General features: G+C 65.2%; 15 protein-coding genes and 5 tRNA genes. 16 read left to right on the forward strand and 4 right to left on the reverse strand.

Annotation, left to right across the window (positions count from 1 at the left end; genetic code table 11):
- The first annotated feature begins 17 nt into the window (after positions 1-17).
- Entirely contained in the window at positions 18-752 is a 735-nt protein-coding gene (locus AC1RRP_RS09820; protein WP_493035632.1) for an HAD family hydrolase, read from the forward strand.
- Here AC1RRP_RS09820 and AC1RRP_RS09825 read toward each other — a convergent pair.
- The 4 genes from AC1RRP_RS09825 to hpnC are packed head-to-tail and all read right to left on the reverse strand — an operon-like array spanning position 749 to position 6272.
- Positions 749-3175: a penicillin acylase family protein gene (locus tag AC1RRP_RS09825; RefSeq protein WP_493035634.1), complete on the reverse strand. Its 2427-nt coding sequence runs from the start codon at positions 3173-3175 to the stop codon at positions 749-751. The two genes, AC1RRP_RS09820 and AC1RRP_RS09825, sit on opposite strands and share 4 nt — an antisense overlap.
- A gap of 21 nt (positions 3176-3196) precedes the next feature.
- On the reverse strand, positions 3197-4537 hold the full coding sequence (gene hpnE / locus AC1RRP_RS09830) for a hydroxysqualene dehydroxylase HpnE (RefSeq protein ID WP_493035636.1): 1341 nt from the start codon (positions 4535-4537) through the stop codon (positions 3197-3199).
- Entirely contained in the window at positions 4534-5373 is an 840-nt protein-coding gene (gene hpnD / locus AC1RRP_RS09835) for a presqualene diphosphate synthase HpnD (protein ID WP_493035638.1), read from the reverse strand. Before hpnD ends, hpnE begins: the two co-directional genes overlap by 4 nt.
- A gap of 20 nt (positions 5374-5393) precedes the next feature.
- Positions 5394-6272 carry a squalene synthase HpnC gene (gene hpnC, locus AC1RRP_RS09840; RefSeq protein WP_493035640.1) on the reverse strand — a complete coding sequence of 293 codons (879 nt, stop codon included), beginning with the start codon at positions 6270-6272 and terminating at the stop codon, positions 5394-5396.
- A 70-nt stretch (positions 6273-6342) separates the two neighbouring features.
- Between hpnC and AC1RRP_RS09845 the strand changes: the two genes are divergently transcribed.
- From AC1RRP_RS09845 to AC1RRP_RS09915, 15 genes are all read left to right on the forward strand, one after another.
- Positions 6343-7527: an efflux RND transporter periplasmic adaptor subunit gene (locus tag AC1RRP_RS09845; protein ID WP_493035642.1), complete on the forward strand. Its 1185-nt coding sequence runs from the start codon at positions 6343-6345 to the stop codon at positions 7525-7527.
- Between the two features lie 7 nt (positions 7528-7534).
- Positions 7535-10693 (forward strand): efflux RND transporter permease subunit, encoded by a 3159-nt coding sequence (locus tag AC1RRP_RS09850; RefSeq protein WP_493035644.1) that lies wholly within the window; start codon positions 7535-7537, stop codon positions 10691-10693.
- Between the two features lie 171 nt (positions 10694-10864).
- Positions 10865-10951: transfer RNA gene (locus AC1RRP_RS09855), tRNA-Leu, on the forward strand.
- A gap of 61 nt (positions 10952-11012) precedes the next feature.
- Positions 11013-12323: a trigger factor gene (tig, locus tag AC1RRP_RS09860; RefSeq protein WP_493035646.1), complete on the forward strand. Its 1311-nt coding sequence runs from the start codon at positions 11013-11015 to the stop codon at positions 12321-12323.
- Positions 12324-12444: 121 nt separating this feature from the next.
- A complete protein-coding gene (clpP, locus tag AC1RRP_RS09865; RefSeq protein ID WP_305791365.1) occupies positions 12445-13077 on the forward strand; it encodes an ATP-dependent Clp endopeptidase proteolytic subunit ClpP in 633 nt (210 codons plus the stop codon).
- A gap of 108 nt (positions 13078-13185) precedes the next feature.
- Entirely contained in the window at positions 13186-14451 is a 1266-nt protein-coding gene (gene clpX / locus AC1RRP_RS09870; protein ID WP_493035648.1) for an ATP-dependent Clp protease ATP-binding subunit ClpX, read from the forward strand.
- 121 nt (positions 14452-14572) lie between these two features.
- Entirely contained in the window at positions 14573-17008 is a 2436-nt protein-coding gene (gene lon / locus AC1RRP_RS09875; RefSeq protein ID WP_493035650.1) for an endopeptidase La, read from the forward strand.
- Positions 17009-17072: 64 nt separating this feature from the next.
- Positions 17073-17148: transfer RNA gene (locus tag AC1RRP_RS09880), tRNA-Gly, on the forward strand.
- 78 nt (positions 17149-17226) lie between these two features.
- A tRNA-Cys gene (locus tag AC1RRP_RS09885) sits at positions 17227-17300 on the forward strand.
- Positions 17301-17308: 8 nt separating this feature from the next.
- A tRNA-Gly gene (locus AC1RRP_RS09890) sits at positions 17309-17384 on the forward strand.
- An 87-nt stretch (positions 17385-17471) separates the two neighbouring features.
- A tRNA-Leu gene (locus AC1RRP_RS09895) sits at positions 17472-17563 on the forward strand.
- A 137-nt stretch (positions 17564-17700) separates the two neighbouring features.
- Positions 17701-18342 carry a DUF6806 family protein gene (locus tag AC1RRP_RS09900; protein ID WP_493035653.1) on the forward strand — a complete coding sequence of 214 codons (642 nt, stop codon included), beginning with the start codon at positions 17701-17703 and terminating at the stop codon, positions 18340-18342.
- 89 nt (positions 18343-18431) lie between these two features.
- Entirely contained in the window at positions 18432-20180 is a 1749-nt protein-coding gene (locus AC1RRP_RS09905) for a GspE/PulE family protein (protein ID WP_493035655.1), read from the forward strand.
- Positions 20181-20188: 8 nt separating this feature from the next.
- Positions 20189-21421 (forward strand): type II secretion system F family protein, encoded by a 1233-nt coding sequence (locus AC1RRP_RS09910; RefSeq protein WP_493035657.1) that lies wholly within the window; start codon positions 20189-20191, stop codon positions 21419-21421.
- 164 nt (positions 21422-21585) lie between these two features.
- A complete protein-coding gene (locus tag AC1RRP_RS09915; RefSeq protein WP_493035659.1) occupies positions 21586-22026 on the forward strand; it encodes a type II secretion system protein in 441 nt (146 codons plus the stop codon).
- Positions 22027-22031: the final 5 nt, after the last annotated feature.

Here is a 22031-nt window from a genome sequence, read left to right on the forward strand (position 1 = left end):
GGTATTCTCGCCCACCTATGCAAGCCACGCTCGACGCCTCCCGGATCAAGGCCATTTCCCTCGACCTCGACGACACCCTGTGGCCGATCTGGCCGGTGATCACCCGCGCCGAACTGGCCCTGCAGGACTGGCTGCGACCGCATGCGCCAGTCACCGCCGAATTTCTGACCGATGGCGAACGGCGCCTCGCCCTGCGCCGCGAGGTCCAGGCCAGCCGGCCCGAGATCGGGCACGACCTGCGCACCCTGCGCCAGGAGCTGATCCGCCTCGCCCTGCAACGCCATGACGAGGACACCACGCTGGTGGCGCCGGCCTACGAGGTCTTCATCGCCGAGCGCATGCGCGTCGAACTCTACGCCGATGCGCGCCCGGCGCTGGCCTGGCTGGCGCAGCGTTACCCGGTGGTGGCCCTGTCCAACGGCAATGCCGATGTCCAGCGCATCGGCCTGGGCGAGTATTTCCAGGCGGGCTTCAGCGCGCAGGAGTTCGGCGTGGGCAAGCCCGATCCGCGTTTCTTCCACGCCGCTGCCCGGGCCGTGGGCGTCAAACCGCACGAGGTGCTGCACGTGGGCGACGATGCCGCGCTGGATGTCGTGGGCGCGCTGGACGCCGGCCTGCAGACCGTCTGGGTCAACCGGGCCGGTCACGACTGGGCGCACGACAAGCATCGCCCGCATGCCACCGTGGTGGACATGCAGGCGCTCTGTGCGCTGCTGGAGCCGGGCGCTTTAGAGTCCGCGAACAGGCGCTAAGGCGTCGGTTGTAGCACCAAGGTGCTGCGCGTGGCCGCTTTCACGTCGGCCGGGTTCAGGTGCATGGGCTGGTAGCGGCCGGCGATGAAGTCCTGTGCCTGGTCGGCGTAGTGGGGGTCGAACAGCACACCGCTCTGGCCCACGGGGTTGATGCCCAGCGCCTTGCCGGCATCGGCAAAATCGATCAGCCGCCGTGTCGAGGGGCCGTAGTTCACGTTCCAGGGCGCCGGGCCCAGGGCGTGGGCCAGGTTGTTGGGGATCTCCCGCCCGCCCGGGGCTTGCAGCGGACCGACGTCAAACAGCTTGTCCAGCGGCTTGAGGCGCCCCAGCGGGTGGCCGTGGGTCACCGTATGGTTGTTGCCCCAGGTCCAGCCGGGCAGGGAAAGGCCACGCAGGTCCTGCAGATGCTTGAGGGTGGCGCGCCAGGCCAGCAACACGGTGTCGTTGCGGTTCTCCGTGTCCGGTGTGCGGCGGTTGTCCCACCAGGGCGAGCGCGGGTCGGCCACCAGCCGTGGCAGCGCATGGTCGATGGCACGGGTGCGCAGGAGGTTGCTGAACTGCACCTCGCCCAGCTCATCGGCCATGGTTGCCTTGAGCAGCTCGTAGACGAACTGGTTGTAGACCGTGGGCGCGATGCTGGCCGTGTTGTGGCGCCCATCCCATTCGCCTATCTGGTCGATCAGCGCGCGCTCGATGGCGTCGGTGGACTTTTCACGCAGCAGTGGCAGCAGTGGGCCCAGCACGCGCGCCGCGTAATCGGTCTGCTCGTCGAGCTGCAGGGCCTGGCTGTTCTGCAGGTTCCACAGGGTGCCGGCGGGCCTTAGCAACTGGTCCAGGCGCCGTGCGCGTTCGGGCAGGTTGTAATAGCCCGGCACCGGCACGCCGCTGCGCGGCACGGGCTGGTGGTTGGCCGAGACGATATAACCCCGCGCCGGGTTTTCTTCCTGCGGGTTGTCGGCAAAGCGGTAATACCCCGGCTTGTCGGCCTGCTCGCTGCCGCCGTCGAGGATGAAACTGGGGTTCACGCTGAGCGGGCGCTGCACCAGCCTGGCCGCAGCCCACCAGCCGATGTCGCCGGCTGCGTTGGCCCACACCACGTTCAGGCCCGGGGCGTGGATCTTGCTGGCGGCGTTACGCGCCTTGGGCAGGGTGTCGGCACGGTTCAGTTCACGGAAGGCGTCCAGGATGGGGTTCTCGGTTTCCAGGAAAGCCCACCACATCGCGATCGGTGCCTGGCCCAGGCTGTCGGGGAAGGCCTGGTTGATGAGGGGGCCGTGGGGCGAGCGGGTCAGCGTGATGTTGACCGGATCGGCCCCTTTCACCGCGATGGTTTCGGTACGGCTTTGCAGCGCGACCCACTGCCCCTGGTGCCAGACCTGGCGCGGGTTGTCCGGGTTCACCTTCAGGGCCACCAGATCCATGTCGTCGTTCTGGAACATGGTCAGGCTCCAGCCGAACTGGCTGTTGTGGCCGAGCAGGGCGTAGGGGTTGAGCGCCTGGTGGTGGCCGTAGAGTTCGAAGCCCGGTGCGCTGAGGTGCGCCTCGTACCAGACCGCAGGCAGCGCATAGGCGATGTGCGGGTCACCGGCCAGCAGGGGCTTGCCGCTGGCGGTGCGGCGCCCGGAAATGGCCCAGGCATTGCTGCCCTCGAAGAGCGGCACCCCCGCGAGGTCCATGGCCTGCTGGCTGACTTCGGAGACGCGTGCCAGGGCCTGCCAGTCGGCAGCCGCCAGCTTGCGCGCGGGTGTCTTGTGCGCCATCGGGCCGACCACTCCCAGGGGTTGCCATTCCAGATCGAAGACCTGCAGGTAGTCGGGGCCAAGCTGGTCCCGCACATAACTCAGCACGGGCTCGGTGCGCAGCGTGGCGGCGAAGCTGTAGGCCAGGTAGCCGGCCACGGCCAGGGTGTCGACGGGTGTGTAGGGCTGGGGCTGGATGCGCAGCAGATCGAACTCGACCGGCAGGGGGCGTGTGTCCTGGAATTCGTTGATGCCGTCCAGATAGGCCAGCAGGCCCAGCCAGGCAGGACTGTTGCGGTCGATGCGCTTCACGCTTTCCTCGGCATGGGCCCGCAGCTCCAGCGTGCGGAACAGGCGGTCGGTATCGAGCAGTTTGGGGCCGAGGATCTCGGCCAGTTCACCGCGTGCCAGGCGCCGCACCATCTCCATCTGGAACAGCCGGTCCTGCGCGTGCAGGAAACCGAGCGCGCGGTAGAGGTCGGTTTCGTTCTGCGCCTGCAGGTGCGGTACGCCACGCTCGTCCCAGTTCACCAAGACCGGGGCCTTGAGCTGGCTCAGCGTGAGCGTGCCGCTGCGCTGCGGCAGCTTGCTGCGGGCATGCCAGACCCCCGCGGCTATGGCGATGGCCAGCGCGGTGATCAGCACGATGAGCAGGATGAACAGGACTTTGAAGCTGCGTTTCATCTCGGCGGGGTCTCCTGGTAATCAGCGGTGCTGCTCTGGGTTCACTTGCGTTGCCGCAGGTCTGCTTAGGTGCTTTGTAGCACCTGCCATGGCCTGTGCGGCCGCCAGGCCGCTGCGCACCGCACCTTCGAGGGTGGCGGGGTAGGGGCCTGCGACATAGTCGCCGCAGGCCAGCAGGCCCGACGCAATGGTTTGTGCAGGGCGTTGCAGGGCGGGCGTGCAGGCAAAGGTGGCGCGTTTCTCGACCACGGTCTGTACGGCCTGCAGGTCCAGGCCCAGTTGGCTGCAGGCCTGTTGCAGGACCTGGGCCTGGATCGTTTCGCGTTCTCCCCGGCTGGCACTGACCACGAAGGCCAGCAGGCCGGTTGATCCGTCGAGCTGGCCGCGGTCGAAGACGAATTGCGCTGGATGGTGAGTGTCGTGTCGCAGGGCCAGCAGGGGGGCCGGCAACCGGGCCTCTGCGGCCCAGGCATAGACGGTGGTGATGGCTTCGAAGTGCAGCGCAGCGGCGCTGGCCGCCCAGGCCTGCAAGGCCGCGGGTTCCGCCTGGAGTCCTGCGGCGCCGTCGACCAGGCGCGCCGCCTCGGTCGACGGACAGGCCAGCAGCACGCCGTCAAAGCCCTGGCCGTCGAGCCTCCAGCGGCCGTCCCCGGACTGCAGGGTGCTGATGCGCGTGCCGGTTTGCACGCTGGTACCTCGCTGCGCCAGCCAGCGTGCGGCGGCCTGCGGGAAGAGGGCCGACAGATCGATGCGCGGCAGCAGCAGTTGCGAGCCGCCGCGCACGCCGAACAGCGCATCGCGCAGCACGCGCAGGAAGACCTGGGCGCTGGCCTGGTGGGCGGGGGTGTTCAGGGCCGACACGCACAGCGGTTCGATCAGTTCCTGCATCACATGGGAGCCGAGCTTGCGGCACAGATCGGCCACCGACAGTTGCGCCTCGCACTCGAAACCCCGCAGTTTCCAGCCGAGGGCGGCGCGCAACAGGCCCAGTCGCTCGGGCAGCGGCCAGCTGCCGTTACGCAGGATGCCGGCCAGCACGTCCAGCGGCACGGGCAGGCTCGGCAGCTGCAGGCCGGCGCCGTCGGGAAACTTCAGGGTCAGGGGCAGGCGTTGCAGCGCGGTCTGCGTGTCCACACCCACCTCTCGCATCAGGCGCAGTGTCTCGGTGTAGGCGCCGATCAGGATGTGCTGGCCGTTGTCCAGGGCGACGCGAGGTCCATCCGGCAGGCGGCCCTCGAGGCCGCGCGCTCTTCCTCCGAGGGTGCGGGCGGCTTCAAACACGGTGACCTCATGACCTGCCCGTGTTGCGGCCACCGCCGCGGCCATGCCGGCCCAGCCGGCGCCGACGATGGCAAGTTTCACATCTTCCCCAGCGCCTGCACGCGCCAGGCCAGCCAGAGCTTGCGCAGCGGCGTGAGGCTGATGCGCTGGTGCAGCACCTGGAAGTTGTCGCGCTCGATCTCGCGCAGCAGGGTGCGGTAGATGCTGGCCATCATCAGGCCCGGCTTCTGCGCGCGGCGGTCGACCTCGGGCAGCAGGGCCAGGGCCTCGTCGTAGAGGCTGTGGGCACGCTGCGCCTGGAACTTCATCAAGGCTGCGAAACGCTCCGAGTGCTGGCGCTTGAGCAGCTCGTGCGCCTTGACCTCGAACTGCTGCAGCTCGTTGACCGGCAGGTAGATGCGACCGCGCAGTGCGTCTTCGCCGACGTCGCGGATGATGTTGGTCAGCTGGAAGGCCAGGCCCAGGGTGTGGGCGTAGCGCGTGGTCTGCTCCTGGGTCTGGCCGAAGATGCGCGCCGCCACTTCGCCCACCACGCCCGCCACCAGGTGGCAATAGCGCTGCAGGGCCGGGTAGTCCAGGTAGCGGGTCTGCTGCAGGTCCATCCGGCAGCCTTCGATCACGGCCAGCAGATGGCGTGCCTCGATGCCGTACACGGCGGTGTGCGGCATCAGGGCCTGCAGCACCGGGTGGGTGGGCTGCCCCGCATAGGCGCGGCTCACTTCGGCTTCCCACCAGGCCAGCTTGGTCTGGGCCACGCCGGGGTCGGACACCTCATCCACCACATCGTCCACCTCTCGGCAAAAGGCGTAGAAGGCCGTGATGGCCGCGCGGCGCGGCTTGGGCAGGAAGAGGAAGGCGTAGTAGAAGCTGCTGCCGGAGGCGGCGGCTTTTTGCTGGACGTAATGCTCGGGCGTCATGGCGTGATTGTCCACTGGCTTCACATCCACAGGCTGCGCCAGAGGAGCAGCGGGGCGTCGGCAGCGCCGACCGTGGGGCGATGCTGCAGGCTGTTGAAGCCCAGGGCCTCGATCCTGTCCAGGATACGCAGGCCGCCTTGCACCACCAGACGCAGTTCCCAGCCGGCGCGGCCCGGGATGCGATGCACCAGGGGGGCGCCTTGCTGCATGAGGGCGCGTGCAGCGTGGATCTGCGAGGCGATCAGGGCCAGGATGGCGGGCGTCGGTGTGAGGGTGGCCAGTTCCGTGCGTAACACGCCGTGGGCGGCGCAATCTGCGTCCGTCAGGTAGTGGCGGCCGCGCGGAATGTCGCGGCTCAGGTCCTGCCAGAAGTTGATGAGCTGCAGGGCGCTGCAGATGGCATCACTCTCGCGCAGCGCGGCCGCGTCGTGCAGGCCATAGAGGTGCAGCAGCAGGCGGCCCACCGGGTTGGCCGAGCGGCGGCAGTAGTCCAGCAATTCAGCCGGGTCGGCGTAGCTGGCCTGGTCGCGTGTCTTGCGCACATCCTGGGCAAAGGCGTCGAGCAGATCGTCCAGCAGGGGCACGGGCAGTTGGAATTCCCGCAGCATGGCGGCCAGCGGGCCGAAGACCTGCGGCCAGCGTCCACTGGGGGGCTGACCCTGGGCCAGGGCCAGCAGGTCCTGCCGGTAGGCGCTCAGGTCGTCCAGGCGCTGTTGGGCCGTGGCCTCGCCTTCGTCGGCGATGTCGTCGGCGGTGCGGGCGTAGTGGTAGATGGCGGCGATGTGCGGGCGCAGCCGCGGCGGGCACAGCCAGGAAGCGACGGGAAAGTTCTCGTAATGCTCAACGGGCTGGGGGGAGATGGGCTTGTTCACGCCGTGGATTTTCGCCCGGCTTGACATAGATCGGGTTTTTACCTAGATTACTGACCCATCGGTTATTAATTAAAAACTCACTTCCGGAATCCCTGCCATGTCCGATACACGCCCCCACTGGTCCAGGCGCGCCGCCTGGGCGGCAATGCTGCCGATGGCCGCCTTGACCTTGCTCGCCTGCTCCAAGGCGGCACCGCCCGAAGAGCCGGTGCGGGCCGTCAAGATCATGACCGTGCGCCCTGCCAGCCTGAACGCCACCCAGGAATTTTCGGGTGAAGTGCGCCCGCGCATCGAGTCGCGCCTGGGCTTCCGGGTGGCGGGCAAGCTGGTCAGCCGTGAGGTTGAACTGGGCCAGCGCGTGAAGGCCGGCCAGGTGCTGGCCCGGTTGGATCCGCAGGATTACCGCCTGGCGACCGACGCGGCCCAGGCCCAGATGGGAGCCGCCGTGACCAACCGCGACCTGGCCGCCGCGGATTTCAAGCGTTTCAAGGAACTGCGCGAACAGAACTTCATCAGTGGCGCCGAGCTCGAGCGGCGCGATGCGGCGCTCAAGGCGGCCCAGGCCCAGGTCGACCAGGCCCAGGCCCAACTGGCCTCGCAGCGCAACCAGGGCAGCTACACGACCCTGGTGGCCGACGCGGCCGGCGTGGTGACGGCTGTGGAAGCCGAGCCCGGCCAAGTGGTCAGCGCCGGCTTGCCGGTGGTGCGGGTGGCCCAGGATGGCCCGCGCGATGCGGTCTTTGCGGTACCGGAGGACAAGCTGGCCGTCATGCGCCAGGGCAGCGCGGTGGATGTGCGGGTCTGGCCCGGCCAGACCCAGCTGGCCGGCCGTGTGCGCGAGGTCTCGGCCAGTGCCGACCCGGTGACGCGCACTTACCAGGTCAAGGTGGCCCTGGAAGGCCGGCAGCCACCGCCCCTGGGCGCGACCGTCACGGTCTTCCCCAAGTTGCGCAGCGAACAACGCGTGGCGGCCATCAAGCTGCCGACCAGCGCCTTGCGCCAGGACGGCCAGACCACGGCGGTCTGGGTGCTGGACCCCAAGACCATGACGGTCGCGTCGCAAGCGATACAAATCGCCACGGCCGATGGCAACGAGGCGGTGGTGGCTGCCGGTCTGCAGGACGGCCAATTGGTGGTGTCGGCGGGCGTGCACGTGCTCTCCCCCGGGCAGAAGGTGACGATCTATCGCGAGAAGTCGGCCAGTACGCTGACCAGCCTGCCGCAGACCGCCGTCGACGCCACGATCGGCTCCGCAGCCGCGCCTTCGACTGTCAGCAAGTGAGGCGCGCATGAGTTCCAAAGAACAGGAATCGCAGAGCTTCAATCTCTCGCGCTGGGCCATCGAGCATCCCGCGCTCACGCGTTACCTGCTGCTCGTGCTCATGGTGCTGGGCTTCGTGGCCTATTTCCAGCTGGGCCAGGACGAGGATCCGCCCTTCACCTTCCGTGCCATGGTGGTGCGCACCTACTGGCCCGGCGCCACGGCGCAGCAGGTGGCCGAGCAGGTCACCGACAAACTCGAGCGCACGCTGCAGGAAGTGCCCGGGGCCGACAAGATCCGCAGCTACTCCAAGCCGGGTGAGTCGCAGATCATCTTCCAGCTCAAGGACTCGACCCAGGCGGCCGTGGTGGCCAACACCTGGTACACGGTGCGCAAGAAGATCGGCGACATGCGGGGCACGCTGCCTGGCGGCATCCAGGGGCCTTTTTTCAACGATGAGTTCGGCGACGTCTACGGCGTGATCTACGCGCTGGAGTCCGACGGTTTCAGCGATGCCGAAGTGAAAGTCTTTGCCGACGAGGTGCGCCAGCAGCTGTTGCGCGTGCCCGATGTGGCCAAGGTGGAGCTGTTCGGGGTGCAGGACGAGAAGCTCTACATCGAGATCTCGCAAAAGCGCCTCTCGCAGCTCGGCCTGGACCTGAACCAGGTGTTGGCCCAGCTGGGCCAGCAGAACGCGGTCGAGAGTGCCGGCGCGGTGCAGACGCCGCTGGACGTGGTGCAGGTGCGGGTGGCCGGCCAGTTCGAGGCCGTGGCGCAGTTGCGCGCCATGCCCATCCGCGGCAGCACGGGCAACCAGCTGCGCCTGGGCGACATTGCCGAGATCAAGCGCGGTTATGTGGACCCGGCCGCCATCAAGGTGCGGCACCAGGGCAAGCAGGTCATCGCCTTGGGCATCTCCATGGCCAAGGGCGGGGACATCATCGCCCTGGGCAAGTCGCTGCGCAAGACCACGGACCGCATCGAAAAGACCCTGCCGGCCGGTATCCAGCTGGTGCAGCTGCAAGACCAGCCCAGGGCCGTTTCCACCTCGGTCAACGAATTCGTCGGCGTGCTGATCGAGGCGGTTCTCATCGTGCTGGTGGTCAGCTTCATCAGCCTGGGCCTGCACAAGCACCAGGGGGCTGCCCATCTGCCGCTCTGGAAACGCTATTACGTGGACATGCGCCCCGGCCTGGTGGTGGGCATCACCATTCCCCTGGTGCTGGCCCTGACCTTTCTGGGAATGCAGTACTGGGGCATCGGCCTGCACAAGATCTCGCTGGGCTCGCTGATCATCGCCCTGGGCCTGCTGGTGGACGACGCCATCATTGCCGTGGAGATGATGGTGCGCAAGATGGAGGAGGGCTACGACAAGGTGCGCGCCGCCACCTTCGCCTACGAGATCACGGCCATGCCCATGCTGACCGGCACGTTGATCACCGCCGCCGGTTTCCTGCCCATCGGCATGGCCAAGTCTGCCGTGGGCGAGTACACCTTCGCCATCTTCGGTGTCACCGCGCTGGCGCTGGTGCTGAGCTGGATCGTCTCGGTCTATTTCGTGCCCTATCTGGGCACGCTGCTGCTCAAGGCCAAGCCCCATGCCGCTGGAGACCAGCCGCATGAATTGTTCGACAGCCCCTTCTACAGCCGCTTTCGCAAGACCGTGGACTGGTGCGTCGAGCACCGCTGGCTCACCATCGGTACCACTGTTCTGACCTTTGCGCTGGGCATTGCCGGCATGGGCAAGGTGCAGCAGCAGTTCTTCCCCGATTCGAGCCGGCCGGAAATCCTGGTCGACCTCTGGTTCCCCGAGGGCACGTCCTTTGCTGCCAACGAGGAAACGACACAACGCGTCGAAAAACGCCTGCTCGCCCTGACGGGGGTGAATGCGGTGAGCACCTGGGTGGGTTCGGGTGTGCCGCGTTTTTACCTGCCGCTGGACCAGGTCTTCCCGCAGACCAATGTCTCGCAATTCATTGTCCTGCCCAAAGACCTCAAGACGCGTGAAACCCTGCGCGTGCAGCTGCCGGCCCTGTTGGCCCAGGAATTCCCGGAGGCGCGTGGCCGCGTCAAGCTGCTGCCCAATGGGCCGCCGGTGCCCTATCCGGTGCAGTTCCGCGTGGTCGGTGCCGATCCGGCCGTGCTGCGCGCGCGCGCCGACGAGGTCAAGGCCGTGATGCGCGAGAGCGCCAACACGCGCGGCGTCAACGACAACTGGAACGAATCGGTCAAGGTGTTGCGCCTGGAGGTCGACCAGGCCAAGGCGCGCGCGCTGGGCGTGAGCAGCCAGTCGATCGCCCAGGCCTCACGGACCCTGCTGGCCGGCCAGAACGTGGGCCAGTACCGCGAGGGCGACAAGCTGATCGACATCGTGCTGCGCCAGCCCCTGGACGAGCGCAACGCCCTGACCGACCTGGCCAACGCCTACCTACCGACCAGCAGCGGCCGTTCCATCCCGCTGACGCAGATCGCCAAGCCGGTGTTCACCTGGGAGCCGGGCGTGATGTGGCGGGAGAACCGCGAGTTCGGCATCACCGTGCAGTCCGACGCCGTGGAAGGCATGCAGGGTGCCACCTTGACGGCCGAACTGCTGCCCTCGCTGCGCGCTCTGGAGTCCCAATGGCATGCCGCGGGTCTCAATGGCTACCGCATCGAAGTGGCCGGGGCGGTGGAGGAGAGCAGCAAGGGCACGGGCTCGATCGCTGCTGGCATGCCCCTGATGCTCTTCATCACCTTCACGCTGCTGATGCTGCAATTGCAGAGCTTCAGCCGCGCCATGCTGGTGTTCCTGACCGGCCCCCTGGGCCTGGCCGGGGTGGCTGGCGCGCTGCTGGTACTCAACCGTCCCTTCGGCTTCGTGGCCCTGCTCGGCGTGATCGCCCTCATGGGCATGATCCAGCGCAACTCGGTGATCCTGATCGACCAGATCGAGCAGGACCGCGCAGCCGGCATCCCGGCCTGGGACGCCATCGTGGAGTCCGCCGTGCGCCGTCTGCGCCCCATCGTGCTGACCGCCGCCGCCGCCGTGCTGGCCATGATCCCGCTGTCGCGTTCGGTGTTCTGGGGCCCCATGGCCGTGGCCATCATGGGCGGCCTGATCGTCGCCACCGTGCTGACCCTCCTGGCCCTGCCGGCGATGTACGCCGCATGGTTTCGCGTGAAGCGCGAAACACCGGCGCTACCTTAAGTCCGCCCGCGGGGCCAGCGCGCAGCGCCAGACCCGCATGGTTTCGCGTGAAGCGCGAAACACCGGTGTTGCCTGGTTTGAGATGAAACGGCGGTCTCCTGGCCGGGTTAAAATACCCGGTTGACCGATTTCACGGGGAGGTCTGTCGGACCTCCCCTTTTGTTTGGACCCGCGCGGGTGGCGAAATTGGTAGACGCACCAGGTTTAGGTCCTGACGCCAGCAATGGTGTGGGGGTTCGAGTCCCCCCCCGCGCACCAGTCCGGCCGCAGACTAGCCTGTGGGCCGACCCCGTTTTTGAATTGATTGGAGTGAGTCATCATGGCCGTTACCGTTGAAACCCTCGAGAAGCTCGAGCGCAAGATCACCCTGAGCCTGCCGCTGGCAGCCATCCAGTCCGAAGTCGAGACGCGCCTCAAGAAGCTGGCCCGCACCGTCAAGATGGACGGTTTCCGTCCCGGCAAGGTGCCGATGAACGTGGTGACCCAGCGCTACGGTTACTCCGTGCACTACGAAGTGCTGAACGACAAGGTCGGCGAGGCCTTTGCCTTGGCCGCCAACGAAGCCAAGCTGCGCGTCGCAGGCCAGCCCAGCATCACCGAGAAGGAGGGTGCACCGGCCGGCGAAGTGAGCTTCGATGCCGTGTTCGAGGTCTATCCGGAAGTCAAGATCGGCGACCTGGCCGGCGCCGAGATCGAGAAGCTGAATTCCGAGGTGAGCGAGAGCGCCATCCAGAAGACCCTGGACATCCTGCGCAAGCAGCGCCGCACCTTTGCCCAGCGGGCCATGGACACCGCCGCCCAGGACGGCGACCGTGTGACGATCGACTTCGAAGGCAAGATCGACGGCGAGCCCTTTGCCGGCGGCAAGGCCGAAGACTTCCAGTTCCTGGTCGGCGAAGGCCAGATGCTCAAGGAATTCGAAGACGCCGTGCGCGGCATGAAGTCCGGCGAAAGCAAGACTTTCCCCCTCGCTTTCCCGGCTGACTACCATGGCCAGGACGTGGCCGGCAAGACCGCTGACTTCCTGGTGACCGTGAAGAAGATCGAAGCGGCTCATCTGCCTGAAGTCAATGACGCCCTGGCCAAGTCCCTGGGCGTGGCCGAAGGCACCGTGGCGGCCCTGAACGCCGACATCAAGAAGAACCTGGAGCGCGAGGTCAAGTCGCGCCTGGCCGCCCGCAACAAGCAGGCCGTCATGGACGCCCTGGTGGCCAAGGCCGAGCTGGACCTGCCCAAGTCCATCGTGCAGGCCGAGATCGACCGCATGGTCGAAGGCGCGCGCGAAGACCTCAAGCAGCGTGGCATCAAGGACGCCGACAAGGCTCCGATCCCCGGCGAAATGTTCCAGCCGCAGGCCGAGCGCCGTGTGCGCCTGGGCCTGGTGGTGGCTGAACTCGTGCGTGTGAACAACCTGCACGCCACCCCGGATCAGATCAAGGCCCATGTGGACGAACTGGCCGCCAGCTACGAGCGTCCGGAAGACGTGAAGCGCTGGTATCTCGGCGACAACCGCCGCATGGCCGAGGTCGAAGCCGTGGTGATCGAGAACAACGTTACCGACTTTGTGCTGTCCAAGGCCAAGGTCAGTGAAAAGGCGATTTCCTTCGACGAACTGATGGGCCAGGCCTGATCACGGTTTGAACCCTTACTGCGTGTGGGGCTTGTTCCGGGCTTGCAGTCCGGGTGACAGGCCCCACTTGCTTTTGGGCTACAAATTTTCGGTACAGTTAGGCTCGTAAATTGGAGAGAACATGAACTTGCGCAACCCCGCCTATAACGGCGCCCTGGACACCCAGGCCCTCGGCATGATCCCGATGGTGATCGAGCAGTCCGGCCGTGGCGAACGCTCCTACGACATCTATTCCCGTCTGCTCAAGGAGCGTGTGGTCTTCCTGGTCGGTCCGGTCAATGACCAGACCGCCAATCTCGTGGTGGCCCAGCTGTTGTTCCTGGAGAGCGAGAACCCGGACAAGGACATCTCGTTTTACATCAACTCGCCCGGTGGCTCGGTCAGCGCCGGCATGGCGATCTTCGACACCATGAACTTCATCAAACCCGACGTGTCCACACTGTGCGTGGGCATGGCCGCCAGCATGGGGGCCTTCCTGCTGGCCGCAGGTGCCAAGGGCAAGCGCTTCTCGCTGCCCAACTCCAAGGTCATGATCCACCAGCCGCTGGGCGGGACCCAGGGCCAGGCCACCGAGATCGAGATCCATGCCCGCGAGATCCTCAAGACCCGCGAGCAGCTCAACAAGATCCTGGCCGAGCGCACCGGCCAGCCGCTGGACAAGATCGAGCGCGACACCGAGCGGGACTATTACCTTTCGGCCGACGAAGCCAAGGACTATGGCCTGGTCGACCAGGTCATCGCCAAGCGCCCCTGAGGGTGAGCCGGTTCTGAGGCTGTTGTTTTCTGGCGCCAGCCCCGTGGTCGGGGCGGGCGCCGCATGGTTATCATAGATTCGGTAAAACACCGAAAAGGCGTTCCTCCCATGGCCGACAAAAAAGGCACGACCAGCGAAAAAACCTTGTACTGCTCTTTCTGCGGCAAGAGCCAGCACGAGGTCAAGAAGCTGATTGCCGGCCCTTCGGTGTTCGTCTGCGACGAATGCATCGAACTGTGCAACGAGATCATCCGTGACGAGTTGCCGGCCAGCACCGAGTCGGCCGATGGGCGCGGCAACCTGCCCATCCCTTCCGAGATCAAGCTCAACCTGGACAACTACGTGATCGGCCAGGAGCCCGCCAAGCGCACGCTGGCGGTGGCGGTCTACAACCATTACAAGCGGCTGCAGCACAAGGAATCCGCGCGCAAGGATGAGGTGGAGCTGGCCAAGAGCAACATCCTGCTGATCGGCCCCACGGGCTCGGGCAAGACGCTGCTGGCCCAGACGCTGGCACGCCAGCTCAACGTGCCTTTTGTGATGGCCGACGCCACCACGCTGACCGAAGCCGGTTATGTGGGCGAGGACGTCGAGAACATCATTGCCAAGCTGCTGCAAAGCTGCAACTACGAGGTCGATCGCGCCCAGCGCGGCATCGTCTACATCGACGAGATCGACAAGATCTCGCGCAAGTCCGACAACCCCTCCATCACGCGTGACGTGTCGGGCGAAGGCGTGCAGCAGGCCCTGCTCAAGCTCATCGAAGGCACCATGGCCAGCGTGCCGCCGCAGGGCGGGCGCAAGCACCCGAACCAGGATTTCATCCAGATCGACACCACCAACATCCTCTTCATCTGCGGCGGCGCCTTTGCCGGCCTGGAGAAGGTGATCGAGAACCGTACCGAATCCTCGGGCATTGGCTTCGGTGCCGCCGTCAAGAGCAAGCAGCAGCGCAGCCTGACCGAGGTGTTCAAGGATGTCGAGCCCGAGGACCTGATCAAGTTCGGCCTGATACCGGAGCTGGTCGGCCGCATGCCGGTGGTCGCGACCCTGGCCGAATTGTCTGAGGACGCGATGGTGCAGATCCTGACCGAGCCGAAGAACGCCCTGGTCAAACAGTACGCCAAGCTTTTCGCCATGGAGGGCGTCGACCTGGAGATACGCCCGGCCGCGCTCAAGGCCATTGCCCGCAAGGCCCTGGCCCGCAAGACCGGTGCCCGTGGCCTGCGTTCCATCCTGGAGCAGTCCCTGATCGACACCATGTTCGAGCTGCCCAGCATGAACAATGTGGAGCGCGTGGTGGTGGATGAATCCACCATCGAGGAAAACAAGCCGCCCCTGCTGGTGTATCGCGAGGCCGCCAAAAAGGCCTGAACCAGCGGGTTTTCCTGCCCCACCTTCATGGATTTGACCTAACAGCCCGTCTCATAATCAAAGCCGGGTTGAAAATTCCCATTCGCAATCCATATTCAACAGGTCAACTAAAGGTTTACCCATGTCCGGTCATACCCCTCTGCCTGCCACGCCCATCGAGTTGCCGCTCTTGCCGCTGCGCGATGTCGTGATCTTCCCGCACATGGTGATCCCGCTCTTCGTGGGCCGCCCCAAAAGCATCAAGGCGCTTGAGTCGGCCATGGAGGCCGAGCGCCGCATCATGCTGGTGGCGCAGAAAGCCGCCGCCAAGGACGAGCCGCAAGTCTCCGACATGTTCGAAGTCGGCTGCGTGTCCACCATCCTGCAGATGCTCAAGCTGCCCGACGGCACCGTGAAGGTGCTGGTCGAAGGGCAACAGCGTGCCCTGGTCGACAAGATCATCGACGGCGACACGCATTTCACCGCCACCGTTACGCCGGTGCAGGCCCCTGCCGAGGCGGGCGCAGGCGAACACAAGCAGACCAGCGAGATCGAGGCTCTGCGCCGGGCCGTGATGCAGCAGTTTGACCAGTACGTCAAGCTCAACAAGAAGATTCCGCCCGAGATCCTGACCTCGATCTCCAGCATCGACGATCCGGGTCGCCTGGCCGACACCATTGCTGCACACCTCCCGCTCAAGCTGGAGAACAAGCAGGCCGTGCTGAGCCTGTCCGACATCAAGGAGCGCCTGGAGAACCTGTTCGAGCAGATCGAGCGCGAGGTGGACATCCTCAACGTCGACAAGCGCATCCGTGGCCGCGTCAAGCGCCAGATGGAGAAGAACCAGCGAGATTTCTACCTGAACGAGCAGGTCAAGGCCATCCAGAAGGAACTGGGCGAGGGCGAGGACGGCGCCGACATCGAAGAGATCGAGAAAAAGATCAAGGCGGCCCGCATGCCGGCCGAGGCGCGCAAGAAGGCTGACGCCGAGCTCAAGAAGCTTAAGCTGATGTCGCCCATGTCGGCCGAAGCGACCGTGGTACGCAACTACATCGACACCCTGGTCGGCCTGCCCTGGAGCAAGAAGACCAAGATCAAGCACGACCTGGCCAATGCCGAAGAGGTGCTCAACGAAGACCACTTCGGTCTGGAAAAGGTCAAAGACCGCATCCTTGAGTATCTTGCTGTGCAGCAACGCGTCGACAAGGTCAAGGCGCCCATCCTGTGCCTCGTCGGCCCGCCGGGCGTGGGCAAGACCTCGCTGGGCCAGTCGGTGGCCAAGGCCACCGGGCGCAAGTACGTGCGCATGGCCCTGGGCGGCATGCGTGACGAGGCCGAGATCCGCGGTCATCGCCGCACCTATATCGGCGCCATGCCGGGCAAGGTGCTGCAGAGCCTGACCAAGGCCGGCACACGCAATCCGCTGTTCCTGCTGGATGAGATCGACAAGTTGGGCACCGACTTTCGGGGGGACCCGTCCAGTGCGCTGCTGGAAGTGCTTGATCCGGAGCAGAACAGCAAGTTTGGCGACCACTACGTGGAAGTCGATTTCGACCTGAGCGACGTCATGTTCGTGGCGACCTCCAACTCCATGAACATCCCGCCGGCCCTGCTGGACCGCATGGAAGTGATCCGCCTGTCCGGTTATACGGAGGACGAGAAGGTCAACATTGCCCAGCGTTACCTGCTGCCCAAGCAGTTGAAGAACAACGGCGTCAAGGAAGAAGAACTGCTGATCGCCGAGGACGCCCTGCGCGACATCGTGCGCTACTACACCCGCGAGGCGGGCGTTCGTTCGCTGGAACGCGAGATCTCCAAGATCTGCCGCAAGGTGGTGAAGGGCCTGCAGCTCAAGAAACTGCAGCCGCTGGTCAAGGTCTCGGCCGAGAACCTCAACGACTATCTGGGCGTGCGCAAGTTCAGCTATGGCCGTGCCGAGCAGCAGAACCAGGTCGGGCAGGTGGTCGGGCTCGCGTGGACCGAGGTCGGCGGCGATCTGCTGACCATCGAGACGGCGCTGATGCCGGGCAAGGGTGTGATCACCCGCACCGGCTCATTGGGCGACGTGATGAAGGAGTCGGTCGAGGCGGCCCGCACCGTGGTGCGCAGTCGTTCCCGCCAACTGGGCATCCCTGACGAATACTTCGAGAAGCGCGACATGCACATCCACGTGCCCGACGGCGCCACGCCCAAGGATGGTCCGAGCGCAGGTGCCGCCATGACGACGGCCATGGTGTCGGCGTTGACCGGCATTCCCGTGCGCGGCGACGTGGCCATGACGGGCGAGATCACCTTGCGCGGTGAGGTCACGGCCATCGGCGGCCTGAAGGAAAAGCTGCTGGCGGCGCTGCGCGGCGGCATCAAGACGGTGCTGATCCCCGAGGAGAACGTCAAGGACCTGCAGGAAATCCCGGACAACGTGAAGAGCGGCCTGGACATCGTGCCGGTGCGCTGGATCGACAAGGTGCTGGAGGTCGCGCTGGAGCGCAAGCCCACGCCTTTGCCGGATGAGGAGCCGGCGGTCGCCGCACCGGTGGCCCCGGCTGTGGCCCCGGTGCAGGACTCGATCAAGCATTGAACCAAAATTTTTGGCGGCCTTTTGCAAAAGTGAAAAAATGCCGCTATAATTTGAGGCTTGAAACGCGGGAATAGCTCAGTTGGTAGAGCGCAACCTTGCCAAGGTTGAGGTCGAGAGTTCGAGACTCTTTTCCCGCTCCAGATTCCGAAAAAGGGAAGCGCCTGCTTCCCTTTTTTATTGAAGGAAAGCCGGCCCCAGGCCGGTGGCAACGAAATCCTGGCGCGGTAGCAAAGCGGTTATGCACCGGATTGCAAATCCGTGTAGGTCGGTTCGACTCCGGCCCGCGCCTCCAGACTCCATGCGGGAGTAGCTCAGTTGGTAGAGCGCAACCTTGCCAAGGTTGAGGTCGAGAGTTCGAGACTCTTCTCCCGCTCCATTTCACATGCTTTTGTGCCCCTGTCCGCAAGCGCCGCGACCACTTGGGCCGCTGTCGCCATTTGCAGGACAATGCAAGGGCGGCATGGCCTCGATGGTGAAATTGGTAGACACAGCGGACTTAAAATCCGCCGCTTCCAGAAATGGGGCGTGCCGGTTCGATTCCGGCTCGAGGCACCATAATTTCATTTCACGGTATCAGTTTGGCAATCGCGAACCGGGACGCCCAAGGGCGGTCATGACGAAGCGCGCTGTGCGCGCGGGTTCGATCCCGGCGCGTGTGGTGCGAAGCGGTAACGCAGCACGGAGATAACGACATGGCAAGCTACGACGCTCCTTTTGAAATCCATGTTCATGGTCAGGTGCTCCTGCGCCCGGAGGTCGGTTTCGACCAGCTGGAAGAAACGCTCAAGCCCTTGTGGAAATACGCCGGGGCCCGCTCGCTGACGGATGGTGCCCCGAGTCACTACGAAGACGAGCCGGGCATACGCTTCGACGCGCAGGAACACGTGCTTCAGCTGTGCTGGACCGTGATCGGTGACGAGGATTTCCGCCAGTCGCTCGACGAGATGTGCATGAACCTCAACGAGCTCTCGCAGGCCGGGGCCGCCATCGAAGTCACCTTCTACGACACCGAGTTCGACGAGGACGAAGCCGAGCCCAGCGCGCAGTCGCGTGATGATTTCTTGATGATGTTCGTCGGCCCCAACCCGGCCGCCATCATGCAGGTGCAGCGCGACCTGCTGGTGCAGGACGTGATCAGCCTGATGGAGCGTCACTTCGACGCCTCCGAACTCGGTGGTGTGGTCAGCGAGGTGGATCGCCTGTTCGGTCAGCGCTTCGACTCGCTGGTCAACTCACTCGAGATCGGCAAGCCACCCCGCGGCTCCGGCGGCGGCCACGGCGGCGGCCACGGCGGCGGCCACGGCGGCGGTCGCAAACCGCGACATTTGCACTGATTTGCCGCTTCTGTGTGCCGGCGGGCGATTCAAACCGGATCGCCCGTGCTACTATTTTCATAGTTATGGTGCTACGCAAGGACTGACGCATGAACATGGCGGTTGCAGCCGCGGCCAAGCCCGCCGGTGCCCGTGCCTCCGCAGGCCGGCCGGAAAAGTTGCGCCTGGGTGATGTGCTGGTGCAACAGCGCCTGATCTCGCTGGAGCAGCTGCAGCAGACCCTGGAGCTGCAGCAGCAGACCGGCAAGAAGGTCGGTCGTCTGCTGATCGAGAGCGGCGTCATCACCGAGGAGTCACTCGCGGATGCGCTGGCCCGCCAGCTGCGCGTGCCCTTCATCAATCTCAAGACCTACCCTTTCCGCGCTGAGGTGGTCAAACTCCTGCAGGAGTCGGCGGCCAGGCGTTTTCGGGCCCTGGTGCTGGAAGACAAAGGGGACACCCTGCTGGTGGCCATGGCCGACCCGCTGGACCTGTTTGCCTACGACGAAATCACGCGCCTGCTCAAGCGCAACATCAGCATTGCGGCCGTGCCCGAGAGTCAGCTCGCGCTGGCCTGCGATCGCCTGTACCGCCGTACCGAAGAGATCAGTGGTTTTGCCCGCGCACTTGAGAAGGACCTGGGCGATGCCGTCGACTTTGGCGAACTGACCGCTTCTGCCGGTGTCGAGGGCGCGCCCGTGGTGCGCCTGCTGCAATCGCTCTTCGAGGATGCCACCCAGGTTGGTGCCTCGGACATCCATATCGAACCCCTGGAGTCCGGTCTGCAGATCCGTGTGCGGGTCGACGGCGTACTGCAGACGCAGACCCAGGCGGAAAAGCGTATCGGTGCCGCCCTGGCGCAGCGCATCAAGCTCATGGCCGGCCTGGATATTTCCGAAAAGCGCCTGCCACAGGACGGCCGCTTCAGCGTGCGCCTGAAGGACCAGACCATCGACGTGCGCCTGTCCACCATGCCCAGCACCTACGGCGAATCGGTGGTCATGCGCCTGCTGAGCCTGGATGGTGGGGTGCGCCAGCTCGACCGTATCGGCATGCCGCCGGCCATGCTGGAACGTTTTCGCCAGTTGCTGGGGCGCACCTCCGGGCTGATCCTGGTGACCGGCCCGACCGGCTCGGGCAAGACGACCAGCCTGTATGCCGCACTGGCCGAACTCAATTCCAGCGAACTCAAGATCATCACGGTCGAAGACCCGGTGGAATACCGCCTGCCCGGCATTACCCAGGTGCAGGTCAACGAAAAGATCGAGCTTTCCTTCGCCAAGGTCCTGCGTGCGACCCTGCGCCAGGATCCGGACGTGATCCTGGTCGGGGAGATGCGCGACGCCGAGACGGCCGAGATCGGCCTGCGCGCTGCCATCACGGGCCATCTGGTGCTCTCCACCTTGCATACGCGCGATGCGGCCAGCACGCCGTTTCGCCTGCTGGACATGGGGGTGCCGCCTTATATGGTGGCCACCTCCCTGCAGGCCGTCGTCGCCCAGCGCCTGGTCCGCCTGGTCTGCGAGACCTGCAGTGAGCCCCATGAACCTGATGCGCAAGAGGCTGTGTGGCTGTCCGGCCTGCTGGGGCCGGGGCAGCACGTGCATGCCAGGCTGGGTCGCGGCTGCTCGGCCTGCAATGGCACCGGCTACGCCGGTCGCCAGGGTGTCTACGAGATGCTGGAGATGGACGCCGAGCTGACGCAGTCGGCCAGTCGCTCCGACCCGGCCGCCTTTCTGCAGGCCGCACGCACTCGCATGGAAGGGCAGACACTGACGCACCATGCGCTGGAACTCGTGCGCCAGGGGCGAACTTCGCTGGCCGAGGCCATGCGGGTGGGCTACGACCTTGAGGATTAGGCGCTGACATGCCCATTTATGCGTGGCGTGGGCGCAACAGCCTGGGTGAGCTGATCCAGGGGGAGTTGGAAGCCCTGTCGGAAGACGCCGTGGCCGACCAGCTGCTCAGCCTGGGCCTGATCCCGGTGCAGATCCAGGCGGCAATCGAGTCACCGTCTTCCGAGAGCTGGTGGGACCATCTCAAGCGTCGCGCCATCGCCATCGAGGACGTGCTGATCTTCTCGCGCCAGATGTACACGCTGAACAAGGCGGGTGTGCCCATCCTGCGCGCCTTTGCCGGGCTGGAGGCCTCGGCCGAGAAGCCGGCCATGGTGGACGTGCTCCGGGACGTGCGCGGCAGCCTGGACCAGGGGCGCGACATGGCCACCTCGCTGGCGCGCCACCCCAAGGTTTTTGGCCCGTTCTACGTCGCCATGGTGCGGGTCGGCGAGATGACCGGTCGTTTGACCGAGGTTTTCCTGCGCCTGGCCGAGCACCTGGAGTTCGAGCGTGACGTGCGCTCCCGCATCAAGCAGGCCCTGCGTTACCCGACCTTCGTCATCGTCGCCATGCTGATCGCGATGGTCATCATCAATCTTTTTGTACTGCCGGTGTTTGCCAAGGTGTTCGCCGGTTTCAACACCCAGTTGCCCTTGATCACACGCGGCCTGCTGGGGTTCTCGACCTGGACGATCACCTGGTGGCCGGTGCTGCTGGCGCTGGGTGCCGGGGCCGGGGTCATGGTGCGCGCCTACCTGAACACCCCGCAGGGGCGCTACAACTGGGACCGACACAAGCTGAACCTGCCCGTCGTGGGCCCCATCATCCTGAAATCCACGCTGGCGCGCTTTGCCCGCAGTTTTGCGCTGTCCAGCCAGAGCGGGGTACCGCTGGTGCAGGCGCTGACCGTGGTGGCGCAGACGGTGGACAACGCCTATATCGGCGCACGCGTCGAGCAGATGCGCGACGGCATCGAGCGCGGCGAGAGCATCTCGCGCTGCGCCGCGGCCACTGGCGTGTTTACCCCCGTCGTGCTGCAGATGATGACCGTGGGCGAGGAAACCGGTGAACTCGATTCACTTCTGTTCGAGATCGCCGAGATGTATGAGCGCGACACCGACTACGCCATCAAGGGCCTGTCCACGGCCATCGAACCCATCCTCCTGGCCTTCATCGGCGTGCTGGTGCTTTTGCTGGCGCTGGGCGTTTTCCTGCCCTTGTGGAACCTCGGGCAGGCGGCCATGGGGCGTGGTGGCGGCTAAAGGACGGCGCCCGCTCTGTAAAGGCAGTGCTTGTTGTGATGTTTTCCACACGAATGGAGGGCGCCAAGTGTGCATTCATCGGGCGACGGCACTATACTTCGAAAATGATAGCGGGCCATTCCGGTGCCGCATGATGGAAATTAGTCCTTGGATTGGAGCCTGACATGAAGCAGCAACGTGGTTTTACCCTGATCGAACTGGTGATGGTGATCGTGATTCTCGGCATCCTGGCTGCCGTGGCAATTCCCCGGTTTGTGGATCTATCTGCCGATGCGAATGCCGCAGCTGCCAGAGGGGTCGCGGGTGGCCTGAGTTCCGCTGCATCGATCAACTACGCGGCCTGTGCGGCCAGGGGCAACGTGGTTACCGCCAACGTTTGTACCCAGGTGGCGACCTGCGCTGGAGTTGGTGCGGTGACGTTGCCGGCTACCGCCATTACGGTTGGAGCTGTTCCCGCTACAACCACAACGGGCGCTATCTACATCACAGCGGCCAATAACTTGGCTGTTGCAGCGAATGGGGCATCCGCGACCTGCAACGCGACTTACGGCAATGGCGGGGCAGGCATCGCTATGACATATGTCGCGATTGGCGCCGGAAACTGATCCAT

The organism is Hylemonella sp. GW821-FHT12C09 (genome assembly GCF_058807395.1).

Coding starts and splice junctions, on each gene's coding strand:
- AC1RRP_RS09820 (WP_493035632.1), top strand. CDS start 18: ATGCAAGCCACGCTCGACGCCTCCCGGATCAAGGCCATTTCCCTCGAC.
- AC1RRP_RS09825 (WP_493035634.1), bottom strand. CDS start 3,175: ATGAAACGCAGCTTCAAAGTCCTGTTCATCCTGCTCATCGTGCTGATC.
- hpnD (WP_493035638.1), bottom strand. CDS start 5,373: ATGACGCCCGAGCATTACGTCCAGCAAAAAGCCGCCGCCTCCGGCAGC.
- hpnC (WP_493035640.1), bottom strand. CDS start 6,272: ATGTCAAGCCGGGCGAAAATCCACGGCGTGAACAAGCCCATCTCCCCC.
- AC1RRP_RS09845 (WP_493035642.1), top strand. CDS start 6,343: ATGTCCGATACACGCCCCCACTGGTCCAGGCGCGCCGCCTGGGCGGCA.
- AC1RRP_RS09850 (WP_493035644.1), top strand. CDS start 7,535: ATGAGTTCCAAAGAACAGGAATCGCAGAGCTTCAATCTCTCGCGCTGG.
- tig (WP_493035646.1), top strand. CDS start 11,013: ATGGCCGTTACCGTTGAAACCCTCGAGAAGCTCGAGCGCAAGATCACC.
- clpP (WP_305791365.1), top strand. CDS start 12,445: ATGAACTTGCGCAACCCCGCCTATAACGGCGCCCTGGACACCCAGGCC.
- clpX (WP_493035648.1), top strand. CDS start 13,186: ATGGCCGACAAAAAAGGCACGACCAGCGAAAAAACCTTGTACTGCTCT.
- lon (WP_493035650.1), top strand. CDS start 14,573: ATGTCCGGTCATACCCCTCTGCCTGCCACGCCCATCGAGTTGCCGCTC.
- AC1RRP_RS09900 (WP_493035653.1), top strand. CDS start 17,701: ATGGCAAGCTACGACGCTCCTTTTGAAATCCATGTTCATGGTCAGGTG.
- AC1RRP_RS09905 (WP_493035655.1), top strand. CDS start 18,432: ATGAACATGGCGGTTGCAGCCGCGGCCAAGCCCGCCGGTGCCCGTGCC.
- AC1RRP_RS09910 (WP_493035657.1), top strand. CDS start 20,189: ATGCCCATTTATGCGTGGCGTGGGCGCAACAGCCTGGGTGAGCTGATC.
- AC1RRP_RS09915 (WP_493035659.1), top strand. CDS start 21,586: ATGAAGCAGCAACGTGGTTTTACCCTGATCGAACTGGTGATGGTGATC.